Here is a 14,912-nt window from a genome sequence, read left to right as displayed (position 1 = left end):
TTCGGGTTGCGCTTTCTGTCCCGATATGTCAAGCGGTGTCAGAGCGGACAGAGGGACAGTCCGGTGGAGGATCACGGGTCAGGCATGGTGCGGTTGACGCCTAGCGAGGGGGGATTTGCCCTGCTGCTGGGCGGGCGCTGCGTGCTGCGCCATGATCCGGAAAGTCTTTCCATTTCGGTCGCTTCGGGTGATCCAGTGGTGACGATGGTGCGCGGCAATTTCCGCCTCTCGGATAGCCCTGTGGCCGCAGGGCCACTGTCCAAATGCGAAATGATCGGGCCGGCGGCAGTGCGGCTCTCCAGCACCGATGGGGCCGCCGCAGTGGCGGTAAGTCTTGCACCCGATGCACCACGTCTGGCGGTGACAGCGCTTTCGGGCCATGACCGGGTGACGCTCGATTTCGCGCTGGCCCCGGACGACGTGCTGTGGGGCGCCGGCGAGCAGATGAGCTATCTTGCGCTCAATGGCCGCAAGTTCCCGATCTGGACCAGCGAGCCGGGTGTGGGCCGGGAGCCAGGCACCCCGCTCACCGATCAGGCCAGCGCCGATGGCAGCTTTGCGGGCGGGGATTACTGGACCACCAACTATCCCGAACCCACCGTGCTGTGCTCGGGCGGCTGGGCGATCAGCCTTGCCAATAGCGAATATGTCGAACTGGATGCCTGCGTGCCTGGGCGGCTGCGCGTCGATGTGTGGTCGGCCGAGGTCGTGATCGACCTGTTCGAGGGCGCGCCTGCCGAGCTCGCCCGCCAGCTGGGTGCGCGCTTCGGCCCGCGCCACGCCCTGCCCGATTGGGCGCTGGGCGGTGCCATTGTCGGGCTCAAAGCGGGCGAGGCCAGTTTCGCCCGGCTCGAGGCGCTGATCGAGGCGGGGGCGGCGATTGCGGGCCTGTGGTGCGAAGACTGGGTCGGCATCCGCGAGACCAGCTTCGGGCGCCGATTGTTCTGGGACTGGCAATGGAATCCCGCCCGCTACCCCGATCTGCCGGCCCGTATCACCGCTCTTAAAGCGCGTGGCATCCGCTTCCTCGGTTACGTCAACCCATACCTTGCGGTCGACGGCCCGCTTTTCCCCGAAGCGTCAGCGAGGGGCTTCCTTGCCCTCCGGCTGGATGCGGATGCGCCCTATCTCGTCGATTTCGGCGAGTTCGACGCGGGCGTGGTCGACTTCACCAATCCTGCCGCCTGCGACTGGTTCATCGAAGATGTGATCGGCAAGCGGATGCTCGATTTCGGGCTTGATGGGTGGATGGCGGATTTCGGTGAATACCTGCCCACCGACCTGCGCCTCCACGCTGGCGACCCGATGCAGGAGCACAACCGCTGGCCTGTGCGCTGGGCCGAGGTCAATGCGCGGGCGGTCGCTTCAAGGGAGCGGACGGGCGACGTGCTGTGGTTCATGCGCGCCGGACATACCGGGGTGCAGGCGCACTGCCCGCTTCTTTGGGCGGGCGACCAGTCGGTTGATTTCAGCCGCCATGACGGGATCGGCACGGTTATCACCGCCGCGCTGTCGTCCGGCCTCGTCGGCAATGCCTTCAGCCATTCCGACGTCGGTGGCTACACCAGCCTTTTCGGCAATGTCCGGACCGAAGAGCTGATGTTGCGCTGGTACGAGCTGGGCGCGTTCAGCCCCGTGTTCCGTACCCACGAAGGCAATCGCCCCGACGACAATCTTCAGATCGATTCCTCGCCGAGCCTGGTTGCCGGCTTCGTACGGTGGAGCCGCATCCACGCGGCCCTTGCCCCCTATGTCCAGCACCTCGTCGCCGAAGCGCGGGAAATCGGCCTTCCGGCCCAGCGTGCGCTGTTCCTGCACTATCCGCAAGACGCGGAGACCTTCACCCTTCAGGATCAGTTCCTCTATGGGCAGGATGTGATGGTGGCACCGGTGATCGCAGCGGGGGCGAGAGAGCGGCGCGTCTATCTGCCGCAGGGGGCTTGGCGGCACTTGTGGAGTGGGCGCGATTATCCTCCCGGCTGGCACAGCGTCGCAGCGCCCCTCGGTGAGCCGCCGGTGTTCTACCGCCCGCAAAGTGCCTTTGCGCCGCTGTTCAGGGAGCTCGCCACATGAGCCGCGCCAATATCAAAGATGTCGCCGCCCGCGCGGGCGTGGCGGTCAAGACCGTCAGCCGGGTGCTCAACGGCCACCCTTATGTCAGCGCCGAGCTGAAGGCGCGGGTCGAGGCGGCGATGGCCGAACTCGACTACCGCCCGTCGGTTGCGGCACGCATTCTTTCGGGCGCGAAGTCGAACCAGATTGCGCTGATCTACGACAATCACAGTCCCTTTTACATGTTCCAGATCCAGAAGGGCTGCTGGGAGGTGTGCCAGGAAAAGGGGATCCGCCTGCTCGCCCAGCCGGTCGACGTTGCCGATCCACGGGTGGGCGAGCAGGTGCGTGGTCTGGTCAGCGAGACCCATGTCGACGGGATCATTCTTTCGTCTCCAGTCACCGACTGCGGCCCGGTGCTGCGCGCGCTGGAAACGATGGACGTGCCTTTCGTGCGGATTTCGCCCGGTACCAACCACGCGCTGACCTCGTCGGTATTCATGGACGACGCGCAGGCCGCCGATGACATGACCACCCATCTGATCAATGCTGGACACCGCCGGATCGGTTTCATCAAGGGCCACGCCAACCACATGGCCTCCGAGGATCGCCTGTTCGGCTATCGCCGTGCCTTGGACCGGGTCGGTATTCCCTTCGAGCCGGGTCTTGTCGTTGATGGCGAATTCGATTTCGACAGCGGTGTCGCCGGAGCCAAGGCGTTGCTCGATCTGCCCGATCGTCCCTCTGCGATCTTCGCCTCGAACGACGACATGGCCGCAGGCGTGCTTGCCGTGGCGCATGACCGCGGGATCAGCGTTCCCGCCGAGCTGTCGGTGACCGGTTTCGACGACACGACGCTCGCACGCACCGTATGGCCGCCGCTGACCACCATCCGCCAGCCGATGGCCGACCTCGCGCGCACCGCCACCCAGATCTTGATTGCGGGCGGGGACATTACCCACAAGCGCTTGCCCCATGAGCTTGTCGAACGTGCTTCGGTCGCTCCCCCCAAAAGGAACCCCCAATGAGTGAACTGCCCCTGCCGCCCGCCACGCGCCGACTTGGCCGAAGCGATTTCGAGGTGTCCTCCATCGCATGGGGGATGTGGCGTCTGGCCGAGAATGGCCGCACCGCGGCGGATACGGCGAAGCTGGTGCACGCCGCGCTCGATGCGGGGATCACCTTTCTTGACACCGCCGACATCTATGGCTTCGACGGCAGCGGTGGCTTCGGTGATGCCGAAGTGCTGCTGGGCGAGGTGCTGGCGGCGGAGCCGTGCCTGCGAGGCCGCATGGTGCTGGCGACCAAGGGCGGCATCCTTCCGCCGCTGCCCTATGATCAAAGTGCCGACTACCTGAGGAAGGCGATCGAGGCTTCGCTGCGGCGGCTGAAAGTGGACAGCGTCGATTTGTGGCAGATCCACCGCCCCGATATCCTCGCGCACCCGCAGGAGACGGCCCGTGTGCTCGACGACGCGGTGGCGAGCGGCAAGATCAAGGCGCTGGGGGTTTCGAACTTCACCCCAGCGCAGATTGCCGCGCTCAATCATTTCCTCGGGCACAAGCTGGTGACGACCCAGCCGGAAATCAGCCCCTTGCGGATCGATTGCTTCGAAAACGGCGAACTCGATCAGGCGATGATGCTCGGCCTTACTCCGCTGGCCTGGTCGCCGCTCAGCGGCGGGCGTCTCGCCGCGCCGGAAACCCCACGCGACAAGGCGGTGGCGGCGGCGCTCGACGTGGTGGCCGAGGCGCAAGGCGTCTCGCGCACCGTTGCGGCCTATAGCTGGCTGATGGCGCATCCGGCCGGGATCATCCCGATCATCGGTTCGCAAAACGCCGCACGCATCGCCGAGGGGGCGCAGGCACTCACGGTGCGCTGGACGCGGGCCGACTGGTACGCGGTGCTGGTTGCCGCGCGGGGCGTGCCGCTGCCCTGATCCAGCGGTCTGAAACGAAACGAGACTTGGACGAGGAACCTCAGCAATGACCCAGCAACAATGCGAAATCGCATGGTTTTCCGCACTGTGTGACGACGACTACGAGTTCCTTGGCGTCCCCGATCCCTATCTGCAATCAAGCTGGGAGCATTGTCGCAACATCGTGCTGCGCGCCGAAGAGGGCGGGTTCGACAATATCCTGCTGCCTTCGGGCTATAGCTTGGGCGTCGATACCACGATCTTCGCCGCTGCTGTCGCCACGCAGGTGAAGCGCATCAAGCTGCTGTGGGCGACCCGCATGGGCGAAGACTGGCCGCCGCAGCTGGCGCGCCGCATCGCGACGCTTGACCGGATCCTCGGCCCCAATGCTTCCGGGACCGGCGGACGCCTCAACGTCAACATCATCTCCTCCGACATGCCGGGCGAGAAGATCGAGAGCGGCCCGCGTTACCGGCGCGGCACGGAGATCATGACAATCGTGCGCACGCTGCTCAACGGCGAGCACCTCGATTTTCAGGGCGAGTTCTACAAGCTCAAGCTCGATCCGCCGCGCATCACTACCCTCAGCGGCAAGTGCCCGCCGTTCTACTTTGGCGGCCTCAGCCACGAGGCGCGCGAATGTGCGGCAGAGGCGGCGGATGTCTACCTGATGTGGCCCGACACGATGGACAAGGTGCGTGAGACCATCGCCGATCTCAAGGCACGCGCCGTCAGGCATGGCCGCAAATTGAAGTTCGGCTACCGCGTCCATGTGATTGTGCGCGAGACGGAGGAAGAAGCGCGCCTTTACGCCGATCGCCTGTTGTCGAAGCTCGATGACGAGGCGGGCCGGGCAATCCGCGAGAAATCGCTCGACGCCAACAACTACGGCGTCCAGCGCCAGCAGGAGCTGCGCAGCGCGGCAGATGGCGATGGCTTTGTCGAGGAGAACCTGTGGACCGGCATCGGTCGCGCACGCTCGGGATGCGGGGCAGCGATCGTCGGCACGCCCGATCAGGTGCTCGCCAAGCTGCGCGCCTATCAGGCGGAGGGGATCGAGGCCTTTATCCTTTCCGGCTACCCGCATATGCAGGAAGCCGATCTCTTTGCGCGCTATGTCCTGCCGCATATCCAGCATGGCCCGCTGGAGACATGAGCGCCGCGGCGGCGGGTCGCGGCGCAGTCGCACCCCGCCCGCCGCAATCGGGGCGGGCTGATCCGGGATCCGCCGATCACCACGTCGACCGCGTGTGAGACCTCTGCGAAAGGAGCGGTGGCAAACAGCGCGATATCGCCGGCTCGGCCTTGTGACGGCAAGGCGCGCGGTGGGGATGGCGACGGCGCCGATGGGCCTTGCGCAGGTGCCAGGCCCTTCCCTCAAGGATCAGCGGGCGAAGCGTCCGCGCTGCAAAGCAGACGTGCTGCGGCGGGGTGTCTGCATGCGCCAGAAAGTGATCACCGCCAGACTCCCGAGCAGGCCAAGGCCAAGACCGGCGAGCGTCATCACGGCTCGCAGCGGCAGCGCCATCGCGCTCCCCGCCAGCCGCGTCGAATGGAGCGGATAGAGCGCATAGCTCGCCCGTATGGCACGCGGCGCGGTGGTCGCGTCGCGCGCCATCAGCACCGTGCCGTCGGCGGCAAGCGTAAGGGTGGTGCGGCCATTGTGATGCCACTCGGCCGGGCGGCGCACCCGGATCGTTACCGCTTCATCCGGGGTCTTGGGCCAGATGACCATGCGCAGCGTCCCGTCAGGAAAGCGCGCACGGACGGCGGCAAGGATTTTAGGCCACTCGGGCGGGGTGGAAGTGGCGGGCGCGGGCGGCTTGGCCTGCCATGCGGCAACCTCGGCAGCGGGAGAGAGCGGGGCGAGCACCACCTGCCCCAAGGGCTTCAGCACCATCAGCGCGCCGGTGATGCTCGCGAGCAGGATCGGCAGCACCAGCACCGCGCCGATGTCGCGGTGGTGGAGGATCACCGCAGGCCGGGTGAAGCGCCGTGGCAGCGGGCGCAGGCGGAAGGTGCGGCGCGTCGGCCACCACAGGATGAGGCCGGTGATGCAGAAAAGGACGGCAGCAATGCCCAGCCAGCCCGAAATTACTTCGCCCGTGCTGCCCATCAGCAAATGGTGGTGAAGATCGAACAGGAAGGTCTCGGGCCGTTCCCACGCGCTCTGCCAGCGGGCGAGCACCGTGCCGTCATGCGCCAGATAGGCCCCGCCCTGTCCGCGCCCAAACCCCACCTGCGCCACGCCGAACTCGGCCGAGGGGAGGGTGACATGGGTCGCGCCAAGATTCTGCGCGGCGGTGATGATGGCTAGAGTCTCCGCCTCGGCGGGCGCGCGCCCCGCGAGCGGGACGCCAACCCACCATGGCTTCCACGCCAGCGCCGCGCCGGTCAGCCCGAGCACCGCGAGCCCGAGGCCGACCAGCCCGCCAAGCCAGCGGTGGATGATTTTCAGCCCCTCGCGCATCAGAACTGGCCCAGCCAGCCGATGGTGATCGATCGCCCGCGCCCGGCGAAGAACCTGAGGTTGTCGGCGGGGCGCTGGGTGTCGGAGTTATAGTCGATATATTGCTTGTCCAGCAGGTTCTGTGCGGCAAGTGTGATGATGCCGAGATTGGTCGCGAGGCTGACCGAGCCATCGAGCAGGGTATAGCCGCCGAAGTCGTTGCGCGGATCGCCGCCGTCGAATCTTTTCGCGAAATGGGTGCGCGATTGCAGCCGCAGGCTCACCGGGCCATTGGTATAATCGGCCGACAGGTTGAGCCGGTCGGGGCCGATATTGGCGCCGTCCAGATCGGCGTTCACGATCCCGTCGCCATTGGTGTCGACCCGCCCGTCGAGATGCGCATAGCCAACGCCAATCTTCAGGCCGGGGATCGGGGTTTGCGTGGTGAGATTGAGTTCGATCCCCTTAATCTCGATCCGCTGGCGCTGCACTTCGAACACGTCGCCGACCAGTACGAGCAGCTGGCCTCGGTTGCTGTCTGACCAGAAGTATGTCGCGCTGGCGTCGATCGGCCCGCGCTTCACCTCGACACCCACCTCGCGGTTGTCGGCGAGCACGGGCGCAATGTCGAGGAAGGTGTCGAGATCGACGTTGGGCCTGCGGATCGCGCGAGTGATGCGGCCCACATCGGGGACGGTGTAGCCTTGTGAATAGCTGAAATAGGCGCGGATGCCCGAAGTCGGTTCGACCACGATCCCGCCATTGGGCAGCACCCGGTCAAAGCTGGGTGAGCCGCCGCCGACCTGTTGCGGGCCGTAGAACCACAGGGTCTGGTAATCGTCGATGCTGATTTCGACATTCTCCCAGCGCAGCCCGCCGGCGAGCCGCAGCTTGCCGTCCCACAATGCGAGGTTGGCCTGACCGAAGGGGGCGATGGAGCGGTAATCGGTCGGCGGCACCCAGGCGCGCCCCGTCTGGGCGAGTACCTGCACGGTGTGGTCAGTGAGCAGATCGAATCCCGCCACAAGGTTCAAAGGTCCGAGGCCGCGCTCCCAGCTCGCGTTCACACCCCACTTACGGCTGATGTTCTGCGACTGGTCGAACAGCGTGCCGATGGGGGCGATGGCCGGGTCCTGAAAGTCGGCGAAGATACCACCGCCGTAGATGTCGGCGGTGCGGTTCCAGAATCCGCGCACGCGCAGGGCGCCGCCGGCCAGATCATCGGCAGTGAGGGTCAGCGACAGGCTTTCGGCGAGGTTCTCGGGCGCCTCACCCTGCACCATCCCGCGGGCGCCGGTCGCAGGCAGGCCGTTGGCGCGGTTCCCGGCGACCGCGATAAGATCGCCGTCACCAGACAAGTGGAAGCGCTGTCCCATCGCCTCGATCCTGACGCCGCCGCCCAGCTCCACGCCCGCCTTGGCGAAGAAGGAGAGGCTGTCCGAATCTTGCAAATCGCCCTGCGTGCCGTCGGGCGCGATGCGGCGCTGCTCGCCGTCGCGGAACACCCCGCGCCGCTCATAGGCCGCGCCAACCACGACATCGAAGGCGCCCGAGCGGTTGGCGATCAGCGCGCCCACCTTCCCGCCGAAGCCGTCATCGCGAAAGCCGCTCTCCGCGGTGCCCTGGAGGACGGTACGCGCGCTCCATCCGTCGTCGGCGGGGGCGGAGACGGTGACCTGATTGATCACCCCGCCGGTGCCGCCGATGCCCTGGAGCGCGTTGGAGCCGAGGATCAGCTCCACGCGGTCGATGAAGAAGGGATCGATGGTGAATCCGTCGCGCGATCCGTCCCGTAAGGGGGCCGTCTGGGGGATGCCGTCGATCGCGAAGAGCGGCGAGCGGCCACGCAAGGTCTCGCCCTGTCCGGTCAGCTTCTGGCGCGCGGGGCTGAAGGAAGGCGTCAGCGCTGCGACCGCATCGACCACTGAGCCCGAGATCTGGAGCTGCCGCGCGAGCGTCTCGCGGTCGATTACCTCGGCGGTCAGGGGGAGGGCAGTGAGCGGCAGGGCAGTGCGCGCGGCGGTGACGATGATCGGGGCGGTTTCGCTTTCCTCCTGCGGCGGCGGGGCCTCTTGTCCATGCGCGGCAGTGGCGAGGGGGAGCAGGGCGGCGGTGAGAAGGAGAGGGAATCGCATTATAATCGCTCCTGATAATTATTCGCAATAAATCTTAAGAACGACTCGCAATAATGCAAGCCGGTTTCTGCAGCGATCGCGAGACAGGCATCCTTTGAATACATTGCGCATTCCGCAGCCTCGCGCTCGAGAGTGGGGCGGCTGGGGATGGCCTTGGGCAAGGCGATGACGGTGTGGCCGATTGCCGCCCCGCTGCCATGGGCAAAATGCCGCTTTGGCCGCGTAACACCGCGCGCCAACGGGGGCGGCGGCCGCGGACAATGGTGGCCATCCCGGCTATTCGATCAATCCTTTGAGACATGGTCAGCGGCGTGACCGCCGGGCTGGTTCTCACCGGCGGATTGCCGGGAACCGATCATTTTACGGCTCTTCGTTGCTTTCCGCCGGTGGCGTAGCCCCTGCGCCGAAAGCAATCCTCGGGACAGTTTGCTGCTCTGGCCGCAGGAAGCTTCATGCCCCTTTGCTCGCCTGTCCGTTACCGCCGTCTGGCTGCGGTGCTGCTCGCCGGTCTTGCCGCGAGTGCAAGCCTCGCGGTGCCCGCCCTGGCCCAGTCGACCACGGTCTTTTCCTGCACCAACGGGACGCTGTTCGCCGCCAGCGACATCGGCCCCCACAGCCGCCCGGTGCCCCGCATCCTGCGCTACGCGGTGGCTGCGGGAACCGACGCGACGCCGTTCGGCGCGCTGCGTGAAGCCCGCGAGGCGATGGTGACAGGTGGCGATGCGGTGCGGGGTTGGCCGCGCATCGATGTCAGCTTCGACAGCGCCATCCCGCGCGATTGCCGATAGCCGCTCGCGCTCACGATGGCCGGCGACCGGGGCAATCCCGCGCAACGCCTGGTGCAGCACCAGCGCGCGCGTGTGCTCGACGGCAGGGAGATCGTGGCCAGGCGGATCAACATGATGGCCCACCTGCGGCAGGCGGTTGCGCTTGCCGGCAATGGCACTGACACTGCCAGCTTCCGCATTCCGATCCGCGCCACCACAGCACTGCGCACCCAGACGCACGCGCTGAAGCTGGCGCTGGCCCAGAACTATGGCGCGGGGCTGCCCTTGCGGGTGAATGTCGCGCCTCTGCCAGTCCTCGCCGCGGCGCCCGTAGCGGGGCCTCTCCATCATCCTCGCGCGGGCCGAATATCCGGTTTCCCTGCTGCCGGGAATGGCGGCGATGCCGGTCAGCTTCAGCCTCTCGTCGGGAGCGCTCGGGAGCTGGCGCGATGCTCCCTCTTCATCCTCGACCGAGACGCGGGGTTCCTGGGATACGCGGTTCACGCCGATCCGTGCCGAAGCGGCGCTCGCGCGGCCAGGCCGGCATGGTCCCCTATGCCGACTGGCGGATCACCAGTTGCGGGGGGAGGATAAGGCTTTCGGTCTCGTCGCCCGCGAGCCGTCGCAGCAGCAGCTGGACGAGGCCGCGCGCGCCGGCGGCGATATCCTGACGGATGGTGGTGAGCGGCGGCACGGTCTGGCGCGCAAAGGGCAAATCGTCGAAGCCGACTAGCTTGACGTCTTCCGGCACCGCCAGCCCGCGTTCGCGCAGCGCGGCGAGACACAGGCTCGCCAGCGTGTCGGTGGCCGCGAAGATGCCGTCTATGGCCTCGGCGTGGGCGGCGAGGTGGCGCGCGATCTCCTCGCCCGCATGGTCGGGCGAAAGGTGGGTGGGCAGGGCCAGCAGCGGCACGTCCATGCGCGCCGCCACATCCTGCGCCCCGGCATAGCGCGCCGCGAATTCCATCGGGCCGGTATCGCCGAGAAAGGCGAGGCGGGTGGCCCCGGCCGCGATCAGGCGCTCGGCCGCGAGCCTGCCGCCCAGCCGGTTGTCGGTGCCGACGACGCAGTGGCGCTGGCCCTCGGTGTGGTTGCCCCATACGACCATCGGCAGATAGCCGTCGGCGACATCCTCGATGCGTTCGTACTGGTCGGATTGGCCGATCACGATCACCCCGTCGATCATGCCCGAGCCGATGAACCGGTCGAGCCAGTCGGCATCATCCTCGGGCACCACCCGGCGCAGCATCAGGTCATAGCCGTGGACAGTCAGCTCGTCGGCGAGAAAGCCGAGCAGGGTCATGAAGAACGTATCGGAGATCTGCTGGCGCGTGTCGTGGCCCAAGGGGATGGCGACCCCGATCACCCCGGTCTTCTGGCGCCGCAGCCCGCTCGCCATCTGGTTGGGGCGGAAGCCGTGTTCGCGGGCCAGGCTCACGATTTTCTCGCGGGTCTTGGCGTTGACGAGGCTCTTGCCGGCGAGGGCGCGGCTGACCGTGCCGGGCGAAACTCCGGCGATGCGCGCCAGATCGGTGATGGTGCGCACTACCGTGCGAGAAGGCTTCGTGTCGCTCATCCCCTGCCCGTTGCCAGCTCCCCGCGGCGCGGCTGCCTGTGCCCCGCGTCGACCAGCAGCGTAGCGAGGGCACCTGCCAGCATCAAGCCGCCGCCCAGCATCAGAGCATGGCGCGGATCGCTGCCGAGCAGCGGGCGGTAGATCAGCGGCATGGTGAGCGTCTGAACCAGCATCGGGATGACGATGAACAGGTTGAAGATGCCCATGTAGATGCCGTTCCTCTCCGGCGGGATGCAATCGGCCAGCATGACATAGGTATTGCCCATCATGCCGGCCCAGCCGATGCCGATTCCCAGCATCAGCACGAACAGCGCCAGCGGTGTGGTCGCCGCCGGGATCAGCAGCATCGCCGCGCCCGAGGCGGCAAGGCACACCGCATGGGTAGGCCGCGCGCCGAAGCGGCGGACAATCGGGATCAGCGCCAGCGCACCGATAAAGGCGATGAAGTTGTAGAGCGCGCCGGCCTGCTGGGTGGTGAGCGTGGCGGCGCGAAAGGCGGCACTGGCGGGGTCGTTGGTGGCGTAAAGTCCGCGCCCGACCGCGAAGGTGATATACTGCCAATAGGCAAACATCGCATACCACTGGCACAGCATCGCCCCCGCCAGTTGGCGCATGGGACGCGGCATCGCGCGCACGGCATCGGCGATTTCGGCAAGCGTCGCGCGCACCGTCAGCGGTCTGGCGGCGAGGTCGGCCTGCTCGGCTTGGTCGCGCGGCAGTTCCGGCACGCGCCACACCGACCAAACGATGGTCGAGAGCGACAGGATTGCGCCGATCACGAAGGCGAGCCGCACGATTACCGGAATGCCATTGGCATCGAGCACGTCCTGGCCGACGAAGGCGGTGAGCAGCGAGGGGGCGAGATAGGACAGCGTCTGGGCGAGGCCGGTAAAGGCGCTCTGGGTCAGGAAACCGGCCGAACGCTGGTCGGGCGCGAGCCGGTCGGCGACATAGGCGCGGTAGGGCTCCATCGTGATATTGTTGCCGGCATCGAGGATCCACAGCAGGCCAGCGGCCATCCATAGCGTGCTCGAAAGCGGCATGGCGAAAAGCGCCAGCGTGCAGATCACCGCACCAATCAGGAAATAGGGCGTGCGGCGGCCGAGGCGGGTGTTGGTCCGGTCGCTCATCGCGCCGACGATCGGCTGGATGACGAGGCCGGTCATCGGCCCTGCCAGCCACAGCAGCGGCATGGCTGCTTCGTCCGCGCCGAGAAAGCCGTAGATCGGCCCCATGTTGGCCTGCTGCAGGCCGAAGCTGAACTGGAGGCCGAAGAAGCCGATGTTCATCTCGACAATCCGCAGCAACGAAAGCCTCGGTTTTTCCGACATATGGCGCCTCTCCGAAAATCCTGTCCCACACGCGGTCTATGCCACGTTGTGGCACGGAAGTGACATGTTTCGAGGTTTATTGCAAACGATTGCATAATTTCGGTTGCAAACGTTTGCAATAACGCTAGGTCTGGCCCCGTCGTTGCCACAGAAGCGCGAACCCTTAAGGAGAGAGATCATGAGATTGCGTCATGCGCTTTGCGCAAGTGCGGCCCTTTCCGGCCTGCTGGCCAGCCCCGTCTTCGCTCAGGAACAAGCCGCCGGCGACACCGGCGCCGACACCGGCGAAATCATCGTCACCGCCGTCGCTCGCGGGCAGAACCGGATCGAAAGCTCGGTCTCGGTCAGCACCATCGGCGCCGACACCATCGCCAATCTCGCCGCGCCCTCCTCGGCCGATCTGATCCGCCAGATTCCCGGCATCCGATCGGAAGCTTCGGGCGGCGAGGGCAATGCCAACATCGCGGTGCGCGGCATTCCCGTATCGACCGGCGGCGCGCGCTACATCCAGCTGCAGGAAGACGGCCTGCCGATCCTTGAATTTGGTGACATCATCTTTGGCAATGCCGACAACTTCCTGCGCGCCGACCGCTCGGTCGCCCGCGTCGAGGCGGTGCGCGGCGGCTCGGCCTCGACCTTCGCTTCCAACGCACCGGGCGCGGTGATCAACTTCATCTCCAAGAACGGCGAGCAGGAAGGCGGCGCGATCCAGGGCACCGTCGGCCTCGACTTCGAGACCTACCGCCTCGATTTCGACTATGGCGCGCCGATCGGGGATGATCTGAGCTTTCACATCGGCGGATTCTATCGCACCGGCGAAGGCCCGCGCGACATCGGTTACAACGGCTATGATGGCGGCCAGATCAAGGCCAACATCACCAAGCGCTTCGACGCTGGCTATATCCGTCTCCACGCCAAGTATCTCGACGACCGCACCCCGACGATCCTGCCGCAACCGGTGTTCGTCGGCGGTTCGAACGGCAATCCCGATTACAACGCGATCCCTGGCTTCGATCCGCGTACGGATTCGCTCTACAGCCCGTTCCTTACCCCGGCGCTGACGCTGGATGGCAACAACAACCCGGCGGCTTTCGATTTCCGCGACGGTTTGTCGGTCAAGAGCCTCGCCTTCGGGATCGAGAGCGAGATCGACGTGGGAGATGGGTGGACGCTGGCCAACCGGTTCCGCTTCGCCGACAATTCGGGCAGTTTCATGTCGCCCTTCCCGGCGAGCGTGGGTTCCGCTCAGAGCATCGCCGATGGCATCGGCGGGGCCGGCTCCAGCATCGTCTTTGCCAGCGGGCCGAGCGCCGGCCAGGCCGCCAATCCGGCAACCATCGGCGGCAATGGCTTGCTGGCCAATGTGGTGGTGTTCAACACTCGGCTCAACAGCCTCGACAACGTCACCAATGACTTGCGCGTGAACAAGGCGTTCGACTTCGGCGGCGGCTCGGCCAACTTCACCGCCGGTTTCTACCTCTCGCGCCAGACCATCGACACCGACTGGTTGTGGACCAGCCACGTCCAGACCGTGCAGGGTGACGGGCAGGCCGTGCTGGTCGACATCCGCAATGCCGGCGGCCAGCTGGTCACCCAGAACGGCACCGTCGGTTACGGCGCGACTTTCTTCGGCAATTGCTGCCGCCGCAACTACGATGTCACCTACAGCACCTATGCGCCCTTCGCTTCGCTCTCGCTCGAACTTGATCGGCTGACGCTTGATGCCAGCATCCGCTATGATTTCGGCGATGCTAGCGGCACCATCACCGGCTCCGACAGCGGATTCGGCGTCGGCGTCGGCAGCTTCGACTTCGACCGCAACGGCACCATCAGTCCGGCCGAGGCACAGACCAGCCTGCTGCCGCTCGGCAATGCGCGCCCGGTCAATTACGACTTCGACTATTTCAGCTTCTCGCTGGGTGCAAATTACCTGCTGACCGACGATCTGGGCATCTTCGCGCGCTACAGCCAAGGCGGTCGTCACACGGCGGACCGCAGCCTGTTCAGCCCCGCTGTCAGCACCACCGACGGCAGCCTGACAGGTGGCGATGCCGGGGTGATCGCACGGGTCGATCAGCTCGAAGCGGGGCTCAAGTATCAGGCAGGCGGCCTCGCGCTCTATGCGACCGGCTTCTTTGCCAAGACCGCCGAGACCAATGTCGAGCTTGCCCCGCTCGAACTGTTCGACACCGAATACGAAGCCTTCGGGATCGAGCTGGAAGGGGCCTATCGTATCGGCAACTTCATCCTTTCGGGCGGCGCCACTTGGACCGATGCCGAAATCAAGGATGCGCTCGATCTCACCACGATTGGCAACAAGCCGCGTCGTCAGGCGGATCTCGTCTATCAGGCGACCGCTCAGTACGACGCGGACATGTTCACCTTGGGCGCGAACATCATCGGCACCACCGATAGCTATGCCCAGGACAGCAACCAGCTGAAGTTGCCGGCCTTTGCGCAGGTCAATGCCTTCCTCGCTTTCCGCCCGGTCGATGGGATCGAACTTGGCCTCAACGCCACCAACCTGTTCAATGCCACTGGCTTCACCGAGGCGGAGGAAGGCGCGATCCCGGCCAACGGGATCGTGCGCGCCCGCTCGATTGCCGGGCGCACGGTGCAGGCTTCGGTGCGGTTCGACTTCTGACCGTCATCGCCCGCCAGGGGCTGGCCGCCGTCTCCCCCGC

At 66.1% G+C, this 14,912-nt stretch carries 10 protein-coding genes; 6 read left to right on the top strand and 4 right to left on the bottom strand.

What is annotated here, in order from left to right; genetic code table 11:
- Window positions 1-84 precede the first annotated feature (84 nt).
- The 4 genes from BZF61_RS02780 to BZF61_RS02765 are packed head-to-tail and all read left to right on the top strand — an operon-like array spanning window position 85 to window position 5,126.
- Window positions 85-2,073 (top strand): alpha-glucosidase, encoded by a 1,989-nt coding sequence (locus BZF61_RS02780; protein WP_086617102.1) that lies wholly within the window; start codon window positions 85-87, stop codon window positions 2,071-2,073.
- Complete coding sequence (locus BZF61_RS02775) at window positions 2,070-3,080, top strand: LacI family DNA-binding transcriptional regulator (RefSeq protein WP_086617101.1); 1,011 nt, start codon at window positions 2,070-2,072, stop codon at window positions 3,078-3,080. Before BZF61_RS02780 ends, BZF61_RS02775 begins: the two co-directional genes overlap by 4 nt.
- Window positions 3,077-3,991, top strand: a complete 915-nt coding sequence (locus BZF61_RS02770) for an aldo/keto reductase (RefSeq protein ID WP_086617100.1) — start codon at window positions 3,077-3,079, stop codon at window positions 3,989-3,991. Before BZF61_RS02775 ends, BZF61_RS02770 begins: the two co-directional genes overlap by 4 nt.
- Window positions 3,992-4,037: 46 nt before the next feature.
- Window positions 4,038-5,126 carry an LLM class flavin-dependent oxidoreductase gene (locus BZF61_RS02765; RefSeq protein ID WP_086617099.1) on the top strand — a complete coding sequence of 363 codons (1,089 nt, stop codon included), beginning with the start codon at window positions 4,038-4,040 and terminating at the stop codon, window positions 5,124-5,126.
- A 228-nt stretch (window positions 5,127-5,354) separates the two neighbouring features.
- Here the strand turns inward: BZF61_RS02765 and BZF61_RS02760 are convergent, their stop codons facing one another.
- A complete protein-coding gene (locus tag BZF61_RS02760) occupies window positions 5,355-6,440 on the bottom strand; it encodes a PepSY-associated TM helix domain-containing protein (RefSeq protein WP_086617098.1) in 1,086 nt (361 codons plus the stop codon).
- Window positions 6,440-8,554: a TonB-dependent receptor gene (locus BZF61_RS02755; protein WP_086617097.1), complete on the bottom strand. Its 2,115-nt coding sequence runs from the start codon at window positions 8,552-8,554 to the stop codon at window positions 6,440-6,442. The genes BZF61_RS02760 and BZF61_RS02755 overlap by 1 nt, the downstream gene beginning before the upstream one ends.
- Before the next feature lie 452 nt (window positions 8,555-9,006).
- On the opposite strand from BZF61_RS02755, the gene BZF61_RS02750 reads away from it, so the two are divergent.
- On the top strand, window positions 9,007-9,342 hold the full coding sequence (locus tag BZF61_RS02750) for a hypothetical protein (protein ID WP_143736871.1): 336 nt from the start codon (window positions 9,007-9,009) through the stop codon (window positions 9,340-9,342).
- A gap of 532 nt (window positions 9,343-9,874) precedes the next feature.
- On the opposite strand, the gene BZF61_RS02740 is transcribed toward BZF61_RS02750, so the two are convergent.
- Both BZF61_RS02740 and BZF61_RS02735 read right to left on the bottom strand, forming a co-directional pair.
- Window positions 9,875-10,897: a LacI family DNA-binding transcriptional regulator gene (locus tag BZF61_RS02740; protein WP_086617094.1), complete on the bottom strand. Its 1,023-nt coding sequence runs from the start codon at window positions 10,895-10,897 to the stop codon at window positions 9,875-9,877.
- Window positions 10,894-12,228: an MFS transporter gene (locus tag BZF61_RS02735; protein ID WP_086617093.1), complete on the bottom strand. Its 1,335-nt coding sequence runs from the start codon at window positions 12,226-12,228 to the stop codon at window positions 10,894-10,896. Before BZF61_RS02735 ends, BZF61_RS02740 begins: the two co-directional genes overlap by 4 nt.
- A gap of 178 nt (window positions 12,229-12,406) precedes the next feature.
- Between BZF61_RS02735 and BZF61_RS02730 the strand changes: the two genes are divergently transcribed.
- The gene (locus tag BZF61_RS02730; RefSeq protein WP_086617092.1) at window positions 12,407-14,872 is read left to right on the top strand and encodes a TonB-dependent receptor domain-containing protein; all 2,466 of its coding nucleotides are present in this window, start codon (window positions 12,407-12,409) and stop codon (window positions 14,870-14,872) included.
- Window positions 14,873-14,912: the final 40 nt, after the last annotated feature.

This window comes from Erythrobacter tepidarius (assembly GCF_002155695.1).
Taxonomy (GTDB): Bacteria; Pseudomonadota; Alphaproteobacteria; order Sphingomonadales; family Sphingomonadaceae; genus Erythrobacter; species Erythrobacter tepidarius.
This window is presented reverse-complemented; position numbering and strand designations above follow the sequence as displayed.

Excerpts from the sequence above, each read along its gene's own strand:
- BZF61_RS02780 (WP_086617102.1), top strand. The coding sequence starts at position 85 with ATGGTGCGGTTGACGCCTAGCGAGGGGGGATTTGCCCTGCTGCTGGGC.
- BZF61_RS02775 (WP_086617101.1), top strand. The coding sequence starts at position 2,070 with ATGAGCCGCGCCAATATCAAAGATGTCGCCGCCCGCGCGGGCGTGGCG.
- BZF61_RS02770 (WP_086617100.1), top strand. The coding sequence starts at position 3,077 with ATGAGTGAACTGCCCCTGCCGCCCGCCACGCGCCGACTTGGCCGAAGC.
- BZF61_RS02765 (WP_086617099.1), top strand. The coding sequence starts at position 4,038 with ATGACCCAGCAACAATGCGAAATCGCATGGTTTTCCGCACTGTGTGAC.
- BZF61_RS02760 (WP_086617098.1), bottom strand. The coding sequence starts at position 6,440 with ATGCGCGAGGGGCTGAAAATCATCCACCGCTGGCTTGGCGGGCTGGTC.
- BZF61_RS02755 (WP_086617097.1), bottom strand. The coding sequence starts at position 8,554 with ATGCGATTCCCTCTCCTTCTCACCGCCGCCCTGCTCCCCCTCGCCACT.
- BZF61_RS02750 (WP_143736871.1), top strand. The coding sequence starts at position 9,007 with ATGCCCCTTTGCTCGCCTGTCCGTTACCGCCGTCTGGCTGCGGTGCTG.
- BZF61_RS02740 (WP_086617094.1), bottom strand. The coding sequence starts at position 10,897 with ATGAGCGACACGAAGCCTTCTCGCACGGTAGTGCGCACCATCACCGAT.
- BZF61_RS02735 (WP_086617093.1), bottom strand. The coding sequence starts at position 12,228 with ATGTCGGAAAAACCGAGGCTTTCGTTGCTGCGGATTGTCGAGATGAAC.
- BZF61_RS02730 (WP_086617092.1), top strand. The coding sequence starts at position 12,407 with ATGAGATTGCGTCATGCGCTTTGCGCAAGTGCGGCCCTTTCCGGCCTG.